The sequence below is a fragment of the Rhodanobacter sp. IGA1.0 genome, from assembly GCF_040208325.1.
GTDB lineage: Bacteria > Pseudomonadota > Gammaproteobacteria > Xanthomonadales > Rhodanobacteraceae > Rhodanobacter > Rhodanobacter spathiphylli.
In genome coordinates, this window is sequence record NZ_CP157948.1 from 2,572,554 (window position 1) to 2,591,042 (window position 18,489).

The window sequence follows — 18,489 nt, forward strand, 5'->3', positions numbered from 1 at the left end:
CGGATGGAAGCCATGCACGACGAATCGAAGAACAAACCCGAAGCAAACGCGGAAGGCGCCGACCCCGCGCGTCGCAACTTCATGAAGAACAGTGCGCTGGTCGGCCTGGCCGGTGCGGCGGGACTGGCGTTGGCGGGCTGCGGCCGCAAGGGGGACCACGGTGGCGCGGAAGGTGGCGCCGCCGGACACGATGGCGAGCGCCAGCGCGGGCACGGCGAGCACGAAGCGGCCTCCGACCACGTGCCGCCCGGCCAGCTCGACGAGTACTACGGCTTCTGGAGCGGCGGCCAGTCCGGCGAGGTGCGCCTGGTCGGCGTGCCCTCGATGCGCGAGCTGATGCGCATCCCCGTGTTCAACCCCGACTTCACCATCGGCTGGGGCGTCACCAACGAGAGCAAGCGCGTGCTGGGGCCGAACTTCCCGCCCGGCGGCGACTGCCACCACCCGCACATGAGCCAGACTGACGGCCACTACGACGGCCGCTACATCTTCATCAACGACAAGGCGCATACCCGCGTCGCGCGCATCCGCTGCGACGTGATGCGCACCGACCGCATCACCGACGTGCCCAACGTGCAGGCGATCCACGGCCTGCGCGTGCAGCGCGCACCGCGCACCGGCTACGTGTTCGCCAACGGCGAGTTCCTGGTCCCGGCACCGAACGACGGCCGCGACCTGGAGGACCCGGCCAAGTACCAGACCATGTTCAGCGCCCTCGACGGCGACACCATGGAGGTTGCCTGGCAGGTGCTGGTGGACGGCAACCTGGACAACACCGAGGCCGACTACGCCGGCAAGTACGCCATCTCCACCTGCTACAACAGCGAAAAGGGCATGGACCTGCCCGGCACGATGCAGGCCGAGCGCGACTGGGCGGTGGTGTTCAACCTCGCCCGTATCGAGGAGGCGGTGAAGAACGGCAAGTTCAAGACCATCGGCAGCTCCAAGGTGCCGGTGCTGGACGGCCGCCACGGTTCGTCGTTCACCCTGTACATCCCGATTCCGAAGAACCCGCACGGCATCAACGCCAGCCCCGACGGCAAGTACGTGGTGGCCAACGGCAAGCTCTCGCCCACCGTCACCGTGATGGAGTGGAGCCGCATCGACGATTGGTTCGCCGGCAAGCTGAAGGACCCGCGCGACACCGTGGTGGCCGAGCCCGAGCTGGGCCTGGGCCCGTTGCACACCGCCTACGACGGCCGCGGCAATGCGTACACCACGCTGTTCATCGACAGCCAGATCGCCAAGTGGAACATCGCCGACGCGATCGCCGCCCACGACGGCAAGAAGGTCAACTGCCTGCGCCAGAAGATCGACGTGGCCTACCAGCCCGGGCACTGCCACACCTCGATGGGCGAGACCCGCGATGCCGACGGCAAGTGGCTGGTGTCGCTGAACAAGTTCTCCAAGGACCGCTTCCTGCCCACCGGCCCGCTGCATCCGGACAACGACCAGCTGATCGACATCTCCGGCGACACCATGAAGCTGGTCGCCGACGGCCCGGTCTACGCCGAGCCGCATGACGTGATCCTGCTGCACCGCCGGCTGCTGATCGACAAGGTCAAGAAGAGCTGGGACCGCGAGGACCCGTTCTTCGCCGAGACGGTGGCGATGGCGAAGAAGCACGGCGTCAACGTGCTGTCCGACAGCAAGGTCATCCGCGAAGGCCGCAAGGTGTTCGTGTACATGACCTCGGCCGCGCCGATCTTCGGCATGGGCAGCTTCAAGGTGAAGAAAGGCGACGAGGTGACCGTGGTGGTGACCAACATCGACGCGGTGGAGGACGTGAGCCACGGCTTCTGCATCGTCAACTACGGCATCAACATGGAGATCAGCCCCGGCGCCACCGCCTCGGCCACCTTCACTGCCGACAAGGCGGGGGTGTTCTGGTACTACTGCACGTTCTTCTGCCATGCGATGCACATGGAGATGAGCGGGCGGATGCTGGTCGAGGCCTGAGCCATGCCGTGCCGCCGCATCACACGCGGCGGCACGGCACGACCTGCCGCTGCCATGCATACGCTTCGTTGCCTCGCCATCCTGCTGCTGCCGCTGCTGGCGCTGCCGGCATACGCGGACGAGTCGCTGGAACAGCTCGTGGCGGCGGCGCCGCCCGGCGCCACGGTCAGCGTGCCCGCGGGCGTGCATGCGGTGCACCTGAAGCTGGATAAGCCGGTCACCCTGGTCGGCGAACCCGGTGCGATCCTCGACGGCGGCGGCGCGGGCGACGTGGTGCGCATCGGTGCATCGAACGTGACCGTGCGTGGACTGACCCTGCGCCACAGCGGCAGCAACCTCACCGCGACGAACGCCGGCATCTTCGTCGAGCGCCAGACACGCGAGGTCACGCTGGAGGACAACCGCATCGAGGACAGCCTGTTCGGCATCTACCTCGACGGCGCGGCCAACGTCCGCGTGGCCCACAACGTGATCCGCGGCATGCGCAACCTGCGCGTGGCCGACCGCGGCGACGGCATCCACCTGTGGAACGACACCGGCTGCACCATCGAGGGCAACGACGTGGCCGACTCGCGCGACGGCATCTACGTCTATGTCAGCTCGCACAACACCATCGCGCGCAACGTGGTGCACGACGTGCGCTACGGCGTCCACTACATGTATTCCCAGGACAACCTGCTGCTGGACAATGTCAGCCGCGGCAACCTCGCCGGCTATGCGCTGATGTCCTCGCACCACCTGAAGGTGCTCGGCAACAGTTCCGAGGACGAGAGCTCCTACGGCTTCCTCCTCAACTACATCGCGCACAGCGAGATCGCCGGCAACCGCATCTACCGCATCAAGGGCCAGAGCGACGACGCCGGCGGCACCATCGACGGCACCGAGGGCAAGGGCCTGTTCGTCTACCTGTCGCAGTTCAACGACTTCCACGACAACCTCGTCGCCGACTCGCAGATCGGCATCCACGTGACCGCCGGCTCGGAGCACAACCGGTTGTGGGGCAACCATTTCGAGGACAACCGCATCCAGGTGAAGTACGTGCAGAACCTCGCCCAGGAGTGGTCGGCGCACGGTCGCGGCAATTTCTGGAGCGATTACCTGGGCTGGGACCTTGACGCCGACGGCATCGGCGACGTGCCGTTCCGTCCCAACGACGGCGTCGACGTGCTGCTGTGGAAATACCCCTCCGCGCGGAACCTGATGTCCAGCCCTTCGGTGCTGCTGATGCGCTACGTGCAGCGCGCCTTCCCGGTGTTCACGCCGCCCTCGGTGCAGGACAGCTACCCGCTGATGAAAGCTTCCCCGGCCATGCCATGAACCACCCGATCGAATGCCACGCGCTGGCCAAGCACTACGGCGAGCTTGCCGCACTCGACGGCATCAGCGCCGTCGTACCGCGCGGCCAGGTGATCGGCCTGCTCGGCCACAACGGCGCGGGCAAGTCCACCCTGATCAAACTGATCCTCGGCCTGATCGCGCCCAGCGGCGGCCGACTGCAGGTGCTCGGCCAGTCACCGTGGCGCGCGCATGCCTTGCGTCGGCGCATCGGCTACCTGCCCGAGAGCGCCACCTTCTACGGCAACCTCAGCGGCCGCGAACTGCTCGACTACCTGGCGCGACTGAAGCAGGCGCCACGCGCACAGGTCGCCACGTTGCTCGAACGCGTCGGCCTGGCGCACGCCGCCGACCGACGCGTCGGCACGTATTCGAAGGGCATGCGCCAGCGCCTCGGCCTGGCGCAGGCGCTGCTCGGCTCGCCCGAACTGGTGCTGCTGGACGAGCCGACCACCGGCCTCGATCCGCAGGCCACCCGCGAGCTGTACCGCATCGTCGGCGAGTTGCGCGCGGACGGCCGCTGCGTGCTGGTCTCCTCGCACCTGCTGGCCGAACTGGAGCCGCACATCGACGGCGCGCTGATCCTGCGCCAGGGCAAGTTGCTTGCCGCCGGCAGCCTGCACGCGCTGGGCGAGCAGGCCGCGCTGCCGGCACAGGTGTTGCTGCGGTCGCGCGAGCTGGCGACGGGCGAACTGCTCGCGCGCCTGGAAGCCGGCGGCGTGTCGGCACGGCCGCGCCCCGATGGCCGGCTGGAATTGCAGGTGCCGCGCGCCGGCAAGTTGCGCATGCTGCGCGAGCTGCTGGCCGACCCGGCGGTCATCGATCTCGACGTGCGCGAGCCGACGCTGGCGCAACTCTACGACTGGCTTGGCGCCGGCCCGCCATCCACCGCGGAGGTGGCCGCATGAACCCGATCCTCACCGTCGCCGCCAAGGAATTCCGCGACGACTTCCGCAACCGCTGGACGATCGCGCTGACCGTGCTGTTCGCATTGCTGGCGCTGGGCATCGCCTGGTTCGGCAGCGCCGCCGCCGGCCGGGTCGGCTTCACTTCGTTCGACGCCACGCTGGCCAGCCTGACCACGCTGGGCGCGTTCGTGATCCCGCTGATCGGCCTGCTGATTGCCTATGGCAGCATCGTCGGCGAGCGCGACGACGGCACCCTGCTCCTGATGCTCAGCTATCCGCTCTCGCGCGGGCAACTGGTGGCCGGCAAGTTCCTCGGCCACTGCGGCGCACTGGCCGCGGCCACGCTGGCCGGCTTCGGCCTGGCGGTGGCGATCATGCAGTGGATGCAGCCGCCGGAGCAGATGATGCAGGCGTGGCTGCAGATCGGCCGCTTCATCCTCAGCGCCTCGTTGCTCGGCGCCAGTTTCGTCGGACTGGCCTGCCTGATCAGCGTGCAGACCGCCGACAAGTCCCGCGCCGCCGGACTGGCGCTGGTCGGCTGGCTGGTCAGCGTGGTGCTGTTCGACCTCGCGCTGCTGACGCTGCTGGTGGTCAGCGGCGGCAACCCGCTCGAGCGCGCGGTGTATCCGTACCTGCTGCTGTTCAACCCGGTCGACGTGTTCCGCCTGGTCAACCTCACCGCGCTGGGCGACGGCGCCGGCAACGACCTGCTGACCGGCATGACCGCCCACCACGTCTATCCGCCCGCCCTGCTCTACGCGCTGTTGCTGGGCTGGGCGGTGGCGCCGTTCGCGTGGGCGATGCTCGCGTTTCGGCGCAAGGAAATCTGAAGGACTCCGCGCATGCCCTGCTCGCCGATCACCCCCCTGCGCCGCGCCGCCTTCGTGCTGACGCTGGCCCTGCTCGCCGGTTGCGGCGGCAAGCCCGTACCCGCACACCACGCCGTCGATACCCACCCGGACGACGCCTGCGCGGTGTGCGGCATGTATCTGGACGGCTCGCCCGGCCCGCGTGCCGAGGCCTGGATCAGCGGCCGCGCCAAGCCGCTGGTGTTCGATTCCACCCGCGACTTTTTCGCCTACGTGCTGCAACCGGAAAACCAGTCCGCGCTGCAGGAACTGTTCGTGCAGGACAGCACGCGCATCGACTGGCAGCAACCCGCCCACGCCGCCGCCAGCTTCATCGACGCCCGCACCGCCTCCTACGTGGCCTGGCAGCCGCTGGCCGGTTCGATGGGGCCGACCCTGGCGCCGTTCGCCAGCCGCACCGTCGCCGAAGCCTTCGTGCGCGAACATGGCGGCGCCGTGCTCGGCTTCGCGGAGATCACGCCCGCACTGGTGGCCACGCTGGACTACCGCTGCCCCGCCCAGGCCACCGGCGCTCACAGCACGCTGCAATGCCTCGCCGCGCCCTCGCCGTTGCTCGGCCTGTCGAGCCATCCGCCAGCCGCGCCTTCGCCGGCGCATCCCCGCCCCCATCCATGACAGGAATCCGCACCATGCTCGGACTGAACAGTTTTTCGCACTGGATCGTGCTGCTCGTGCTGGCAGTGCTGATCTTCGGCACTGGCAAGCTGCGCAACGTCGGCCGCGACCTCGGCGGCGCCATCGCCGATTTCCGCAAGGGGCTCGGTGAGGTCAAACCGGAGCGCGCTGCTCCGTCGGCGGCGCAACTGGACACCGACGACAAGCCGCCGCGCTGACACGCCGCTCTCCCTCGCCGGATGGTGGTCCGCTCAGTGCTCCAGCGCGGCCGCCACGGTCTCGGGCAGGGTGTTCAGCGAGAACGGTTTCTGCAGCACGCGGTAAACCAGTGCCTGCAGCGCCTCCGGCAGCGGCGATGGCGCGTAACCGGTCATCAGGATCACCCTCAGTTCCGGACGCAGCGTCTTGCCGATCCGGGCGACCGTATAGCCGTCGATGTCGGGCAGCTTGATGTCGCTCAGCAGTACGTCGATGCGCAGATCGGATTTCAGGGCCTCGACCCCGCTGTTGCCATCGCTGGCTTCGACGACGCTGTAGCCCGCGTCCTGCAGGTTTTCCATCACCAGTTCGCGCAGGAAGGTCTCGTCTTCGACAAGCAGGATGCATGGGGTGGAGGAGTCGGGGGATGACATTACGCTACCTCGGGAGTCGCTTCGCCGGGAACATGCGGCAGGACGATGTGGATGGTGGTGCCGCGGCCGGGCCCGCTGTCGATGCTGGCCAGGCCACGGGACTGCACGATGAAACCGAAGATGGTGCTGAGGCCCAGGCCGGTGCCCTTGCCGACCGGCTTGGTGGTGAAGAACGGCTCGAACGCCTTGCGCCGAACCTCCTCACTCATGCCCATGCCGTTGTCGACCACTCGCAGATGCACGTAGTCGCCGTCCGGCAGGCCCTCCATGGGATGGTCGGCATCGATGCGCAGATCATCCACGCCGATGACGATGCGCCCGCCGTCCGGCATCGCATCGCGCGCGTTGACGACAAGATTCAGTATCGTGTTCTCCATCTGGTTCGCGTCGCACAACACAGGGCGATGCGAGTCGAGCCGGTAATCGATTTCCACGCCGCTGCCCACCGAATGCTCCAGCAGCGGGCGGATGTCGCGAACCAGCACATCCAGCCGCAGCAACCGCGGCGACAGCGGTTGTTGCCGCGCGAAGCTGAGCAGGCGCTGGGTCAGGCTGGCGGCCCGATCAATGCCGTCCTGCGCCACGTCGAGGTAGTGCCTGATCCGCTGTTCCCGCGCTTCGCGGCCATCATCGGACCCGCGTTCGCGTGGCGGCGAGGCGGGTGTGCCGTCAGCCGACGGATCGCCCTGCAGCAGCTTCTGTTGCAGCAGGGTGAGACTGCTCTTGATGATCATCAGCAAATTGTTGAAGTCATGCGCGATGCCGCCGGAGAGCTGGCCGATGGCTTCCATCTTCTGGCTCTGCCGCAGCGCCTCCTCGGTCCGTGCCCTCTGCGCCATCTCGATGTTGAGCCGCTCGTTGGCGTCGGCCAGTTCGGTGGCACGCCGATGCAGCGCATCGTTGGCGCGGGTCAGCACGCCCTGGGCCACCGCCAGCACGGCAAGCATCAGCACCGCCATGATGGTGAGCAGCGCCACGCCGCTGTAGCGAGTCAGTTGCACCATCAGCGGCGTGTCTGCAGCACGCAGGTATACCCGACCGACGGTAGTGGCGCCCTGGCGCGCTGGCACTTCCACCAGTTGCCGCTGGTGCGGCGCGCGGCCGTCGGCGGCCAGGCTGTCGGCGATCGGCTCGCTGCCCGCCCGCTGGAAACCGGCCACCTGGCGATGCGCCTCGTTGTACACCGCCGCTGCATCCAGCCGGGGGTCGAGCATCAGGGCGTTCACGTATTCCTGCGCGGCCGCGCGATCATCGAACGCAATTGCCGCAGTCACGCTGGCGGCCAGGATGTTGGCCTGGGTGACCAGCTGATGTCGCCGCTCGACCCGCGCCGAATGGTATTGGTAGGCGGCCGCGAGTGCGCCGGCGATCAGCAGCAGGCCAGCCGCGACCAGCAGCATTACCGGGCGGAACCTGTAGGCCTGGAGGTTCGCGTGGGCATTCATCGCGAATTGACCTTAAGCGCCAGGCTCAACAGCTTCGAGCTGATGGTGAGATGGTTGCGCGCGGCGGCGGAGGTATTGATCTCGAAGCCGACCCGGCCCTGCCGTATCACGAACTGCACGATGCCCTGATCATCCGGCGTGGCGGAGTCGACCACGGTCAGCACCGGGCTGCCGTCCACCGCCGCCAGCGCCTGCCGCGTGGTCTGCGCCGGCAGCTTGCCGATGAAGGCGATCTGGCAGCCAGCGTCGGCCGTCAGCGCGTCCAGCCGAAGCACTTCAAAGGCATGCGTACCGAAGCGGCGCCCGACCACCGCGTCGGCCAGAAAGCCGTGGAACGGATCGTCGCCGACCACGCAGATCCTGAAAGCTGCGTCCGGGCCGACGAACTCGCCGGGCGGCCAGTTGACGAAGGGCGCGAGCTTGTAGAGATACGTCGCCTTGACCGCGTACTCCAGCGAGATCGCCGGTGGCGCTGGCGACGGCTGTCGTGGCAATTGCACCGCGTTCGCCGCCGCTGCGCCCATCGCGTACGCCAGCAGCGCGGTCAGGCAGGCGCAGACACGGGCGCGCGCCACGCGCGATCCCGCGCACAACGCGGCAACGGCACGCAGGGCATGTCCGGACGCGGCGCGGCGGGGCAGGATCGGCATGTCCTCAGAACTTCAGGCGGGCATCGAGCAACACGCTGCGTCCGATGCGGTCGCTGTCCGGGAACACGTATTCCTGATGCCACGAGTGCAGCAGGCTGGAGCCGGACAGGGCGAGATCCAGTTTCTCATTCACCCGCCAGGCCAGTCGTGCGTCGAGCTCCACGTAGCCGGGCACCTTCGGGTCCGGCAAGGCGCTGACCCCGCGCAGTTCGGCCACCAGGGTCCAGCGCTCGGAAAGGTTCATCACCGAGCGGATGAAACCGTGACGCTCGGGATCATTGCCCGCCTGCGACAAGCCCAGCAGGCCACTCGCACCCGGCTTGAAGCGCAACCGTTGCCGCTGTGCGGCAAAGCCCGCGCCCAGGCGCCAGGAGTCGCTGACCGCGTAGCTGCCCCAGGCTTCCAGCCCCAAGGTATGGCCTTCCATGCCATTGCCCCACAGCAGTGGAAGCAGCGTGGGCGAATATTCGATGGTCCGCAGGTCGTCGTAGACGTTGTAGTACACCGACACCGACACGGTCGCCCGCGTGGCCACCTGTGCACGCCAGCCGGCTTCATAGGCGGTCAGCTGCTCGCGCCTGAAATCCGGATTGCCGACCAGGAAGGTGGTCGAGCCGAGTTTCTCGATGACATCCTGGTCGAATGGCGTGGGCGTGCGCACCGCGCGCGAAGCGGCTGCCCACAGCAGCACGTTCCCCCCGGGCTTCCATGACAGCTTTCCGCTGGGCATCAGCGACAGGCCCGAGTAGGGATCGTCCTCGGCCTTGAGGCCAAGAGTCAGCTGCACGCGCGGGCCCAGCCCGATCTGGTCCTGCACGAATGCGTTCGCCAGGTTCTGCGTGTTCACCGCCGGGTTCCACAGCAGCGAACTGGCCGGACTGATCCGCGGCTTGATGTCGTAGCGGTAGTTCCGGTTGCCGGCACCCCACACGACCTGGTTGTGCTCGCCCAGCGCGAAATTGTGCTGCAGCTCGATGTCCCAGGTGTCGAGCGCGAAGCCGTCGCCACTGGCATCGTTGCGACGATGCACATGGTCGTAATAGGCCTGCAGCTGGAAGCTCGAGGTATCGCTGATCGCGTGCTGCCAGCGTGCCAGCAGGTCGCCTTCGCTGCTGCGCGAGTCGGGTGCGCCAGCCTGCTCCACGCGGCCATCGTGCAGGTCGCCCTGCAGCATGGCGGCATCGGCCGCGCCGCCATCCCAGTCCAGCCGGAAACCGACCTGCGGATTGCTCCAGCCGTTGCGCGCGTCGTGCCCGGTGCTGTCGTCGAGCGAGTCCCGGCGAACGTCCCGCGCGTAGACCCGGTAATGCGCGTGTTGTCCCAGCACGCCGCCATATTGCACGGACGCCTCACGCTGCCGGTCGCCCACGCCCACGCGCAGCACCCCGCCCCGGGTATCGGCAGCCTTGCGGGTGATGATGTTGATCACGCCGTTGACGGCGTTGGCGCCCCACAGCGCACCGCCGGGACCGCTGATGACCTCGATGCGCTCGATGTCTTCGGGCATCACGTACTGGTCATCCCAGTACATGCCGGAAAAGATCGGTGAATACACGCTGCGGCCATCGATCAGCACCAGCAGCTTGTTGGGAAAATTCTGCGCGGCGTTGTTGCCGCTGAAACCCCGCGCGGTGATCACGTAGTTGCTCGGGCTGGTCTGGAAGACCGCCAGGTTGGGCGCGAGCCGCAGGATGTCCGGCAGGCTGGTGGCGCCGGATCGCAGGATGTCGTCGTGACCGATCACGTAGACCGCCGCCGCGGCATCGCCCAGCGGCTCGGGGGTCTTCGCCACCGAGGAAACCACCACCTTGCCCAGGTCCTCCAGCGAAAGGTGACTGAGATCCTGCGGCACCGCCACGGCGCTGGCCACGTCGACCGACAGCGCCAGCAGGCCCAGCGCAATCGCGCCGCGCCGGCACGCGCGCTTCTCCAAGCTCATGTCGCCATCCTTTCGCAAGCACAATCCGAACAGCACATGAAAGCCCCCTGCCACCGACCTGACTCACCCCGGATGCCGGCATCGGGCGACATTATGCCGCCGATGCCCGTGGCGCCGTGTCTATGGGTTCTTCACATTTCGCAGCGGCGCCCGTCTCGTCGCCCCGTGCCACAGGTTCGCCCCGCGCCTATCCCAGCATGCGTTCGCACACTGCCCGGTACAGCGCCGGCAGCGCATCCAGGTCCGCGATGTCCACGCACTCGTCCACCTTGTGGATGGTGGCGTTGACCGGTCCGAGCTCGACGACTTCGGCCCCCATCGGGGCGATGAAGCGACCGTCGGAGGTGCCGCCGCCGGTGCTTTGCTCGGGATCGATGCCGCACAGGTCGCGGCAGACCGCCACCACGGTCTCGCGCAGGGCGCCACCCGGTGGCGTGAGGAAGGGCTCGCCGGAGAGGTTCCAGTCCAGTGCGAAGTCGAGTCCGTGGCGATGCAGGATCGCCTCGCTGCGCGCGCTCAGGTCTTCCGCGCGGCTGGCAGTGCAGTAGCGGAAGTTGATCAGCGCGGCGAGTTCGCCCGGTATCACGTTGTTGGCGCCGGTGCCCGCGTTGAGGTTGGAAACCTGGAACGAGGTGGGCGGAAAGTCCGCATTGCCTTCGTCCCAGCGCTCGGCAGCCAGTTCGGCCAGCGCGGGGGCAAATGCGTGGATCGGATTCAGCGCCTTTTCCGGATACGCCACGTGGCCCTGCACCCCGCGCACCACCAGCGTGCCGGACAGCGATCCGCGGCGGCCCACGCGAATCAGGTCGCCCAGCCGTTCCTTCGAGGACGGTTCGCCCACCACGCACCAGTCGATGCGTTCGCCGCGTTCGCGAAAGTGTTCGGCCACGCGGCGCACGCCATCGAGGTTGGTCGGGCCTTCCTCGTCGCTGGTCAGCAGCAGGCCGACCCGGCCGCGATGTGCGGGATGTGCCGCCACGAACAGCTCCAGCGCCACCACCATCGCGGCGACCGAGCCCTTCATGTCGGCCGCACCTCGGCCGTATAGACGTCCGTTCCGGACGGCCGGCTCGAACGGCGGACTTTGCCAGGAGGCTTCCGGCCCGCTGGGCACCACGTCGGTGTGGCCGAGGAACGCCAGCGTCGGGCCGGCGTCGCCATGGCTGGCCCACAGGTTGTCGACTTCGCCGTAGCGCAGGTACTCGACGCGGAAACCGGCATGCGCCAGCCGCTCGCCGATCAGCGGCAGGCAACCGGCGTCATCGGGCGTCACCGAATGGCGGCGAATCAGGTCACAGGCAAGCTCGAAGACGTCGGACATGGGCACTCGCGATAGTCACGCAGGGCAGGAGCCGCAGCATACCAAGCACGCCCGGCCCGGTTGCTCAGCCGGTCAGCACCACGCCCAGCAGATGGCCTACCCCGTAGGTGATCGCGGCGGCCGCGGCGGTGATGCCGAACTGGCGGGTGATCGAAAACAGCATGCTGCGTCCGGTGAACAGCGAGGTGCCGATGCCGATCAGGGCCAGCCCGGCGGCGGTGGAGCAGGCGCTGGCCAGCATGGCCATGTGGCCACCGAGGAAGAAATATGGCGCGACCGGAAACAGTGCGCCACAGGCGAACAGGCAGAACGAGGAGATCGCCGCGCCCCAGGCCGAGCCGCCCAGTTCGGCCGGATCGACACCCAGGTCTTCGCGCACCAGCATGTCGAGCGCCGCGCGCGGCGTTTCGGCCACATGCTCGGCCAGGTGCTCGGCCGCCGCCGGCTCCAGCCCCTTGTCGCGATAGATGCCGGCGATGTGTTCGAGGCCGTCTTCCGGCGCCACCGCCAGGCGCTCGGCGCGCTCGGTGATCCGGGCCTGGTAGAACTCGCGCGAACTGTTGACCGACAGCCACTCGCCCAGCGCCATCGAGCATGCCCCGGCGACCAGCCCGGCCAGACCGGCCAGCAGCACGGCGCGATCACCCGAGGCGGCGCCGGCCATGCCCATCACCAGGCTGACGTTGGAAACCAGCCCGTCGTTCGCACCGAGCACGGCGGCGCGCAAGGTGTTGCCGCTCTGGGCGCGATGGCGCAACCCGTGCGGACCGGCCGGCTGCGACAACGGAAAGTGGTCGCGATGGCCACTGCGGTCGACTGGCGTGACGGCATGATCGGCGTGTTCAAGCCGCACCACGGTAGGCATCACGAACTCGGTACCGAAGCGCTGCGCGAACCAGCCAAGCGTGCGCACACGCAAGCCGATCCGCGACGGCGGCACCACCTCGCCCAGTTCGCGCAGGCGCTCTTCCCAGAACTGCGCATTGACCTGCTCGCCCGCCGCGATGCGTCGATAGGCCTGGCCCAGTCGCGCATCATCGGCCAGCTCGGCCAGCCGCGTGTACAGCGCGGCGTTGTCACGCTCGATGCGAAGATTGCTGCGGAAGCGGCGGGTGCGATGCGTGCTCATTGTTGTCAGTCGTCGAGTTCGTCGTCGCGCTGGCCCAGGCAGACCAGCGCCAGCAGCAGCACCGCGACGAAACGGAACGCGCTGTCCAGCCCGTTCCACTGGCTGGACATCCACATGCCGAACCATTCGCCGCCAATCGCCATGAAGCCACCCAGCCACAGCAGCACCCCGACGCTGAGGCCGGCCACGGCGAGGCGCTTGGCACGATGGAACTGCGCGGCCGGTGAACGGCGTGCGCGCCACAGGCGCCACGTCCCCAGCCCGCACAGCACCGCGGCCAGCGTTTCGGTGGCGATGATCAGCACGTAAGCCGCATGCTGCAGCAGCGGCGCATGGATCGCGCGGTAGTGGATGGTGGCGTCCGGGAAGATCGAGTCCATCGCCAGCACGTGCTGCACGAAGACCAGGTTGCTGCCGTAATCGGTGATGTTGCCGAAGGCGACCAGCGCCAGCCACAGCGCGATCGTCGCCATCAGCCCGATCCTGGAAAGCCGCAACGGCATCTCAGCGTCCGAACAGTTTCTTGAAGCCGTTGTCGCTGAAACCCACGCTCACCGTGCCGTCGGCTTGCACCACGACCGGACGGCGGATCAGCGCGGGATATTCCTTCAGCAGCAGGGTCCATTCCGGATCGCTGCCGGGGTTCTTGCGCTGCGGCAGCAGGTTGCGCCAGGTGGTCGAGGACTTGTTGACCAGCTTGTCCCAGCCGCCGAGCTGCGCCGCCCACGCTTTCAGCGTCGCCGCCGGCACCGGGTTGGCGCGGTAGTCGACGAAGTCGTGCGCCACCTCGAAACGGGCCAGCCAGTTGCGCGCCTTGCGGCAGCTGTCGCAATTCGGAAGTCCATGCAGCACGGGGTTCATTCGCCACTCCGCAGCAGCTCGTTGATGCTGGTCTTGCCGCGCGTCTTCTCGTCCACCTGCTTGACGATGATCGCGGCGTACAGGCTGTGGCTGCCGTCCTTCGCGGGCAGGCTGCCGGCCACCACCACGCTGCCGGCCGGCACGCGGCCATAGCTCACTTCGCCGGTGGCGCGGTTGTAGATGCGGGTGGACTGGCCCAGGAACACGCCCATGCCGATCACGCTGCCCTTCTCCACCACCACGCCCTCGACCACTTCCGAGCGCGCACCGATGAAGCAGCCGTCCTCGATGATGGTGGGGTTGGCCTGCAGCGGCTCCAGCACGCCGCCGATGCCGACGCCACCGGACAGGTGCACGCCGGCACCGATCTGCGCGCAGGAACCCACGGTGGCCCAGGTGTCGATCATGCTGCCGGCGCCGACATGGGCGCCGATGTTGACGTAGCTGGGCATCAGTACCGCGTCCTTGGCGATGTGCGCGCCACGGCGCACCAGCGCGCCGGGCACCACGCGGGCACCGAGCTGCTGCAGCTCGGTGTCGTCGCCGTGGGCGAAGCGCAGCGGCACCTTGTCGAAGGCCTGGGCCGGGCCACCGTCGACCACGCGGTTGTCGTTGATGCGGAAATACAGCAGCACCGCCTTCTTGATCCACTGGTTCACCGTCCAGCCGCCGTGGCCGTCCGGCTCGGCCACCCGGCGCTCGCCGGACTCCAGCAGGTCGAGGACCTGGCCGATCGCGGGGCGCAGACGGGTCTCGATCTCGGTCGGGTTCAGCGTGTTGCGGCGTTCGAAGGCTTCGTCGATCAGGGTTTGGATGGCTTGCATGGGGTTCTTTCGCGGAAGATGATGACGGTTGGCCGGTAGGGCCACGAAGAATACAGGCCGGATCGGCATTTGCCTGCCCGGGTTCATCCGTATTTGACGACGGCGCATCCATTGTTTCACAGCACTCAACGGAGTCGGAAATGAACCAGATCAAGATTGGCGTGATGGTGGGAAGCCTGCGCATGGATTCGTTCAATCGCCGACTGGCCCGGGCCGTGGAGAAGCTGGCTCCCGACGATCTCGCCTTCCGGCACATCCAGATCAACGACCTGCCGCTGTACTCGCAGGATTTCGATGCGGCCTACCCCGCTGCCGCCACCCGACTGAAGAAGGACATCGAGTCCGTCGATGCCCTGCTCTTCGCCACGCCCGAATACAACCGCTCGATTCCGGGCGTGCTGAAGAATGCGATCGATATCGGTTCGCGGCCCTGGGGCACCAACTCGTTTGCCGGCAAGCCCGCGGCCGTCATCGGCGCCTCGATCGGTTCCACCGGCACCGCCCTGGCGCAGCAGCATCTGCGCAACGTGCTCGCCTACCTGGACATGCCCGTACTGGCCCAGCCGGAGGTGTTCATCCACTTCAAGGAAGATCTTGTCAGCGAGGATGGCAGCATCGGCAATGATGGAACGCGGAAATTCCTGCAGGGCTTCGTCGACAACTACGTCGCGTGGGTCAGGCGATTCGCGCGGTGAGCCGCCCATGCGACGCGCCTGTCGCGCGCGTCGCATGGCGTTGCCGGGAACCGTTGCAGTCTCCTGCGTGAAGAGCCATCACCGGCTCCCGGATGTTCGGGCACATCTGACATGCCGATGCGGGGAACCTCCTTCACCGTCACGAGACGCCCTGCGGGTCCATGATGCATCCGGGCCCGCCTGCATGAAATGTGCGAGGGGCACCGTTTCGTCATCTCCCCTGGAGGAACCCCATGCACGAGCAGATCACTCAAGGCTCGATGGTCTTCATCACCGATGGCGCCGACGGCATCGGTGCCGTGCGGGAGATCAGGCGCGGCCTGCCCGAACTGCTGGTCTATATCGAGAACGCCGGAGACTTCGTGATACCGATATCGGCCGTGAAGGATGTTCATTCCGGCAAGGTCGTGCTGGATTTCGACAGGCTGGATCTGCGCGTGCGCAATGCCATCCGTCATGCGCGCGATGCGGAAGACAGCCATTACGTCGCACCGGCTTCGGGGGAAGAGGAAGAATAGCCGTCGACATGCGCCAGGCCGATCACCCCGCGGCCCGGAGTACGCTTTCCGGCAAGATATCCGGCTTGTCGACGGAACCCCTCATGGCATGATCAACCGAGACGAAGAACGACTGAACCGCCAGCTGGACCGGTTCGAACGCGAGTTGCCCGCGCCGTTGAGTCGAAGCATGCGCTGGCTGCGCGAACCTTCGTCTCGATGGATCCGCGTTCCGGCGGGCATCCTGCTCATTGTTGGCGGCATCTTCAGCATCCTGCCCCTGCTGGGCTTGTGGATGCTGCCGCTGGGTCTCCTGCTGCTGGCGCAGGACCTGCCGTTCCTGCGGCGCCCGACGCGGCGCGCCCTGCTGTGGATGGAACGGCGCTGGGTGCGCTGGAAACGGCGCCCTCGCAGCACCACCGGATAGTCGGAATCGTCGGAACGCCGACTTCGTCGATGCCGTCCTGCCGTGTGGCCCGATCCGCGCGCCCTCGGCAACCACCCGGGGCCGTCCCGCAGATCGACGATGCATGGTGTTGAAGCCGCCGGTGACTGGTTTTGTGTGGATAATTCGTGATAATGGCGCGATCCCACCTGGAAGGCGGTGCAAACCCATGACGCAATATGATCTTGAGTCTTTGTTGGCACCGATCGGAGATGAATCCCCGTCGGGTGACGATCTGGAATACGACCCCGAATTCCTCGCGCTGGAACGCGCCGCCGCACCCAAGGCGGAACGCGCCATCGGGGACAACGTCAAGGCCGCGGAAGAGCCGGACTGGGAAAAGGTCGCCGAACTGGCCGAGGCCCTGCTGCACCGATCCAAGGACTTGCGTCCGGCCATCCACCTCACCACCGCCTGGATGCGCACCTCCGGCATGCGTGGATGGAGCGCCGGGCTCAGCCTGATCCGCGGGCTGCTTGAACACTTCTGGGACACCGTCTATCCGCAACTGGATGCCGAAGACGACAACGATCCGACCATGCGGGTCAATTCGGTCGTGCCACTCGGTGACCTGCAGGGTGTGCTGCGCTATTTCCGCACCACACCCTTCGTGCAGTCGCCGCGGATGGGCCGTTTCGACCTGCGCGACCTGCGCATCGCCAACGGGACGCTGAAGGTCACGACGGAAGGCGAACCCGGCCCGTCGTTGACCGAGATCGAAGCCTGTTGCATGGACTGTTCCGAAGAAGAACTGGTGGCGGTCACTGCCGCCATCGGCCAGTCACTGGAGAGCGCCAAGGCCATCGACGGCATCTTCAACGACCGCATCGGTACCGCCGGCCCGGACCTCAAGAATCTGCTCAGCGATATCTACGAGCTGAAGAAGTTCCTGGACCCCCAGCTGGCGCGGCGGCTCCCGCAGGAAGGCACAGGCGGTGAGGGTGACGCGGGCGAAGGTGGCGGCGAAGGCGGTACCGGCGGCACCCGCGCATCCAACGGTGCCATTTCCGGGCCGCAGGACGTCATGCGGCGGCTGGACGAGTTGTGTGACTACTACTCGCGCAACGAACCGTCGAGCCCGGTGCCGCTGCTGCTGCGGCGTGCCCAGCGACTGGTCGGCATGGACTTCATGGACCTGCTGAAGGATCTCGCCCCGGGCGGCATTTCGGAGCTGCGCGTGGTTTCCGGCACGCCCGAAGACGAATAGGCCGAGGACGAGCCGGCCGCAGATCCGACCCGGCAGTTGCAGGGGCAGGCTTCAGTAGACGCCCTTGCAGCTGTTCGCACCGGATCGCACGAAGAGCTGACGCACCGACGGGTCCCAGCTGAGGGTCAGGCCGGCGGGCAGTCCCGCGGTGATGCCGGCCGAAGCGATCTGACTGATTGGCCCCACCGTCGTGGTGCGGCCATCCGCGAAGGTGACTCCCGCGCTGATCGTGTAACTCAGCGGATCGGTGCACGTCCCTATGTCCACCTGCCTGGAAACGGTGGTGCCGCCGGAAAAGTCCGGCATGGTACCGGCGATGGGCGACCCGACCTTCTCGCTGCCATTCCCGGCACGGCACGTGGTGGTCAATACATAGCTGATCGAAAGTTTCGCCGGGGTGGCTACCTGCACCACGGCCACCGCGTCGGGCTGGGCCCCGCAGCCAAACAGGAAGGCCTTGCGCCTCGACGCCACGTGGAGGACGTAGCTGCCAGGATCCAGCTTGGCGCCCGCGGGCAGTTCCAGCTCGATCCGGGCGGGCGAGACCCCGGTCACCTTGGGCTGCACGGCCTGCGGCTTGCCCTGGGCATCGGTGGCGGTGACCGTGGGATCCTCGCACTGCGCGTCGAACAGGTTGGCGCCCACCAGCGCGAAACTGGTCTTGCCGGGGGTGTTGCGCAACACGAACAACGGTCGGTGATCGGCGGTCTCGACAGCATCGACAACCGGCGGCAGCTTCGCCCCCTCCGAGGCTTCGGCAAGCTGGGCCACCGTGGTCGCCAGCGCATCGGCCATCGCGTTTGCGTCGACGTCCAGGCAGCCCTTGCTGGCAGCCAGAAACGCTTGCACCCGCTGGCTGGCTGCATGGGCACGATAGGCGTTGCTTTTCGGTTTGGCGTCGATGATGTCGATCGGCTTGTCGGTTTCCTTGCCGAGCGATTTGCGCAGGGCCTCGCTCATGGCGGCGAGGCGCTCGCTGGTCGAACCCAGGCTGGAACCCGGCATGCCCGCTGCGCGAGCGGACAATTCGTGCTGCGCCGCGCCCAACTCTTCCAGGATCGCCGTTCCGGTCAGTCGCGGCGCAAGCTGCGCCGCGAGTGGTGTAACCCACCCCGGCGCCAGCAATCCGACCAGGACGGCCGCGCCGAGCTTCAGCAT

Annotated in this window: 20 protein-coding genes; 10 read left to right on the forward strand and 10 right to left on the reverse strand. The window is 67.4% G+C overall.

Annotation, left to right across the window (positions count from 1 at the left end):
* The first annotated feature begins 12 nt into the window (after positions 1-12).
* From nosZ to ABNK63_RS11785, 6 genes are read left to right on the forward strand one after another with little or no spacing between them, the layout of a single operon-like run.
* On the forward strand, positions 13-1,959 hold the full coding sequence (gene nosZ, locus ABNK63_RS11760; RefSeq protein ID WP_350015726.1) for a TAT-dependent nitrous-oxide reductase: 1,947 nt from the start codon (positions 13-15) through the stop codon (positions 1,957-1,959).
* Positions 1,960-2,013: 54 nt separating this feature from the next.
* Positions 2,014-3,276 carry a nitrous oxide reductase family maturation protein NosD gene (locus ABNK63_RS11765; protein ID WP_350015727.1) on the forward strand — a complete coding sequence of 421 codons (1,263 nt, stop codon included), beginning with the start codon at positions 2,014-2,016 and terminating at the stop codon, positions 3,274-3,276.
* Complete coding sequence (locus ABNK63_RS11770) at positions 3,273-4,202, forward strand: ABC transporter ATP-binding protein (RefSeq protein ID WP_350015728.1); 930 nt, start codon at positions 3,273-3,275, stop codon at positions 4,200-4,202. The genes ABNK63_RS11765 and ABNK63_RS11770 overlap by 4 nt, the downstream gene beginning before the upstream one ends.
* Positions 4,199-5,032, forward strand: a complete 834-nt coding sequence (locus tag ABNK63_RS11775; protein WP_350015729.1) for an ABC transporter permease subunit — start codon at positions 4,199-4,201, stop codon at positions 5,030-5,032. Before ABNK63_RS11770 ends, ABNK63_RS11775 begins: the two co-directional genes overlap by 4 nt.
* Positions 5,033-5,044: 12 nt before the next feature.
* On the forward strand, positions 5,045-5,686 hold the full coding sequence (locus tag ABNK63_RS11780; RefSeq protein ID WP_350015730.1) for a nitrous oxide reductase accessory protein NosL: 642 nt from the start codon (positions 5,045-5,047) through the stop codon (positions 5,684-5,686).
* 14 nt (positions 5,687-5,700) lie between these two features.
* Entirely contained in the window at positions 5,701-5,904 is a 204-nt protein-coding gene (locus tag ABNK63_RS11785; protein WP_007806437.1) for a Sec-independent protein translocase subunit TatA, read from the forward strand.
* A gap of 33 nt (positions 5,905-5,937) precedes the next feature.
* On the opposite strand, the gene ABNK63_RS11790 is transcribed toward ABNK63_RS11785, so the two are convergent.
* The 9 genes from ABNK63_RS11790 to dapD form a co-directional block, all read right to left on the reverse strand.
* Positions 5,938-6,318, reverse strand: a complete 381-nt coding sequence (locus tag ABNK63_RS11790; RefSeq protein ID WP_350015731.1) for a response regulator — start codon at positions 6,316-6,318, stop codon at positions 5,938-5,940.
* On the reverse strand, positions 6,318-7,763 hold the full coding sequence (locus tag ABNK63_RS11795) for an ATP-binding protein (RefSeq protein WP_350015732.1): 1,446 nt from the start codon (positions 7,761-7,763) through the stop codon (positions 6,318-6,320). The genes ABNK63_RS11790 and ABNK63_RS11795 overlap by 1 nt, the downstream gene beginning before the upstream one ends.
* Positions 7,760-8,413: a YfiR family protein gene (locus ABNK63_RS11800; protein WP_350015733.1), complete on the reverse strand. Its 654-nt coding sequence runs from the start codon at positions 8,411-8,413 to the stop codon at positions 7,760-7,762. Before ABNK63_RS11800 ends, ABNK63_RS11795 begins: the two co-directional genes overlap by 4 nt.
* Positions 8,414-8,417: 4 nt before the next feature.
* Positions 8,418-10,352 carry a TonB-dependent receptor gene (locus ABNK63_RS11805; protein ID WP_350015734.1) on the reverse strand — a complete coding sequence of 645 codons (1,935 nt, stop codon included), beginning with the start codon at positions 10,350-10,352 and terminating at the stop codon, positions 8,418-8,420.
* Positions 10,353-10,539: 187 nt separating this feature from the next.
* Complete coding sequence (dapE, locus tag ABNK63_RS11810; RefSeq protein ID WP_350015735.1) at positions 10,540-11,673, reverse strand: succinyl-diaminopimelate desuccinylase; 1,134 nt, start codon at positions 11,671-11,673, stop codon at positions 10,540-10,542.
* Positions 11,674-11,737: 64 nt separating this feature from the next.
* A complete protein-coding gene (locus ABNK63_RS11815; RefSeq protein WP_007806424.1) occupies positions 11,738-12,802 on the reverse strand; it encodes a VIT1/CCC1 transporter family protein in 1,065 nt (354 codons plus the stop codon).
* A 5-nt stretch (positions 12,803-12,807) separates the two neighbouring features.
* Positions 12,808-13,275, reverse strand: coding sequence for a DUF2165 domain-containing protein (locus tag ABNK63_RS11820; RefSeq protein WP_350015736.1), 468 nt, complete (start codon positions 13,273-13,275; stop codon positions 12,808-12,810).
* Between the two features lie 31 nt (positions 13,276-13,306).
* On the reverse strand, positions 13,307-13,663 hold the full coding sequence (locus ABNK63_RS11825) for a Spx/MgsR family RNA polymerase-binding regulatory protein (RefSeq protein WP_007806420.1): 357 nt from the start codon (positions 13,661-13,663) through the stop codon (positions 13,307-13,309).
* On the reverse strand, positions 13,660-14,487 hold the full coding sequence (gene dapD, locus ABNK63_RS11830) for a 2,3,4,5-tetrahydropyridine-2,6-dicarboxylate N-succinyltransferase (protein ID WP_007806419.1): 828 nt from the start codon (positions 14,485-14,487) through the stop codon (positions 13,660-13,662). Before dapD ends, ABNK63_RS11825 begins: the two co-directional genes overlap by 4 nt.
* Positions 14,488-14,627: 140 nt before the next feature.
* Between dapD and ABNK63_RS11835 the strand changes: the two genes are divergently transcribed.
* From ABNK63_RS11835 to tssA, 4 genes are all read left to right on the forward strand, one after another.
* Positions 14,628-15,182 (forward strand): NAD(P)H-dependent oxidoreductase, encoded by a 555-nt coding sequence (locus ABNK63_RS11835; RefSeq protein ID WP_007806418.1) that lies wholly within the window; start codon positions 14,628-14,630, stop codon positions 15,180-15,182.
* A 233-nt stretch (positions 15,183-15,415) separates the two neighbouring features.
* Complete coding sequence (locus tag ABNK63_RS11840) at positions 15,416-15,700, forward strand: hypothetical protein (protein WP_007806417.1); 285 nt, start codon at positions 15,416-15,418, stop codon at positions 15,698-15,700.
* Between the two features lie 169 nt (positions 15,701-15,869).
* Positions 15,870-16,106, forward strand: a complete 237-nt coding sequence (locus ABNK63_RS11845; protein WP_350015737.1) for a hypothetical protein — start codon at positions 15,870-15,872, stop codon at positions 16,104-16,106.
* Between the two features lie 187 nt (positions 16,107-16,293).
* Positions 16,294-17,331: a type VI secretion system protein TssA gene (gene tssA, locus ABNK63_RS11850; RefSeq protein ID WP_040672965.1), complete on the forward strand. Its 1,038-nt coding sequence runs from the start codon at positions 16,294-16,296 to the stop codon at positions 17,329-17,331.
* Positions 17,332-17,382: 51 nt separating this feature from the next.
* Here tssA and ABNK63_RS11855 read toward each other — a convergent pair whose 3' ends face one another.
* Positions 17,383-18,489 (reverse strand): hypothetical protein, encoded by a 1,107-nt coding sequence (locus ABNK63_RS11855; RefSeq protein WP_350015738.1) that lies wholly within the window; start codon positions 18,487-18,489, stop codon positions 17,383-17,385.

Excerpts from the sequence above, each read along its gene's own strand:
- nosZ (WP_350015726.1), top strand. The coding sequence starts at position 13 with ATGCACGACGAATCGAAGAACAAACCCGAAGCAAACGCGGAAGGCGCC.
- ABNK63_RS11765 (WP_350015727.1), top strand. The coding sequence starts at position 2,014 with ATGCATACGCTTCGTTGCCTCGCCATCCTGCTGCTGCCGCTGCTGGCG.
- ABNK63_RS11770 (WP_350015728.1), top strand. The coding sequence starts at position 3,273 with ATGAACCACCCGATCGAATGCCACGCGCTGGCCAAGCACTACGGCGAG.
- ABNK63_RS11775 (WP_350015729.1), top strand. The coding sequence starts at position 4,199 with ATGAACCCGATCCTCACCGTCGCCGCCAAGGAATTCCGCGACGACTTC.
- ABNK63_RS11780 (WP_350015730.1), top strand. The coding sequence starts at position 5,045 with ATGCCCTGCTCGCCGATCACCCCCCTGCGCCGCGCCGCCTTCGTGCTG.
- ABNK63_RS11785 (WP_007806437.1), top strand. The coding sequence starts at position 5,701 with ATGCTCGGACTGAACAGTTTTTCGCACTGGATCGTGCTGCTCGTGCTG.
- ABNK63_RS11790 (WP_350015731.1), bottom strand. The coding sequence starts at position 6,318 with ATGTCATCCCCCGACTCCTCCACCCCATGCATCCTGCTTGTCGAAGAC.
- ABNK63_RS11795 (WP_350015732.1), bottom strand. The coding sequence starts at position 7,763 with ATGAATGCCCACGCGAACCTCCAGGCCTACAGGTTCCGCCCGGTAATG.
- ABNK63_RS11800 (WP_350015733.1), bottom strand. The coding sequence starts at position 8,413 with ATGCCGATCCTGCCCCGCCGCGCCGCGTCCGGACATGCCCTGCGTGCC.
- ABNK63_RS11805 (WP_350015734.1), bottom strand. The coding sequence starts at position 10,352 with ATGAGCTTGGAGAAGCGCGCGTGCCGGCGCGGCGCGATTGCGCTGGGC.
- dapE (WP_350015735.1), bottom strand. The coding sequence starts at position 11,673 with ATGTCCGACGTCTTCGAGCTTGCCTGTGACCTGATTCGCCGCCATTCG.
- ABNK63_RS11815 (WP_007806424.1), bottom strand. The coding sequence starts at position 12,802 with ATGAGCACGCATCGCACCCGCCGCTTCCGCAGCAATCTTCGCATCGAG.
- ABNK63_RS11820 (WP_350015736.1), bottom strand. The coding sequence starts at position 13,275 with ATGGCGACGATCGCGCTGTGGCTGGCGCTGGTCGCCTTCGGCAACATC.
- ABNK63_RS11825 (WP_007806420.1), bottom strand. The coding sequence starts at position 13,663 with ATGAACCCCGTGCTGCATGGACTTCCGAATTGCGACAGCTGCCGCAAG.
- dapD (WP_007806419.1), bottom strand. The coding sequence starts at position 14,487 with ATGCAAGCCATCCAAACCCTGATCGACGAAGCCTTCGAACGCCGCAAC.
- ABNK63_RS11835 (WP_007806418.1), top strand. The coding sequence starts at position 14,628 with ATGAACCAGATCAAGATTGGCGTGATGGTGGGAAGCCTGCGCATGGAT.
- ABNK63_RS11840 (WP_007806417.1), top strand. The coding sequence starts at position 15,416 with ATGCACGAGCAGATCACTCAAGGCTCGATGGTCTTCATCACCGATGGC.
- ABNK63_RS11845 (WP_350015737.1), top strand. The coding sequence starts at position 15,870 with ATGCGCTGGCTGCGCGAACCTTCGTCTCGATGGATCCGCGTTCCGGCG.
- tssA (WP_040672965.1), top strand. The coding sequence starts at position 16,294 with ATGACGCAATATGATCTTGAGTCTTTGTTGGCACCGATCGGAGATGAA.
- ABNK63_RS11855 (WP_350015738.1), bottom strand. The coding sequence starts at position 18,489 with ATGCTGAAGCTCGGCGCGGCCGTCCTGGTCGGATTGCTGGCGCCGGGG.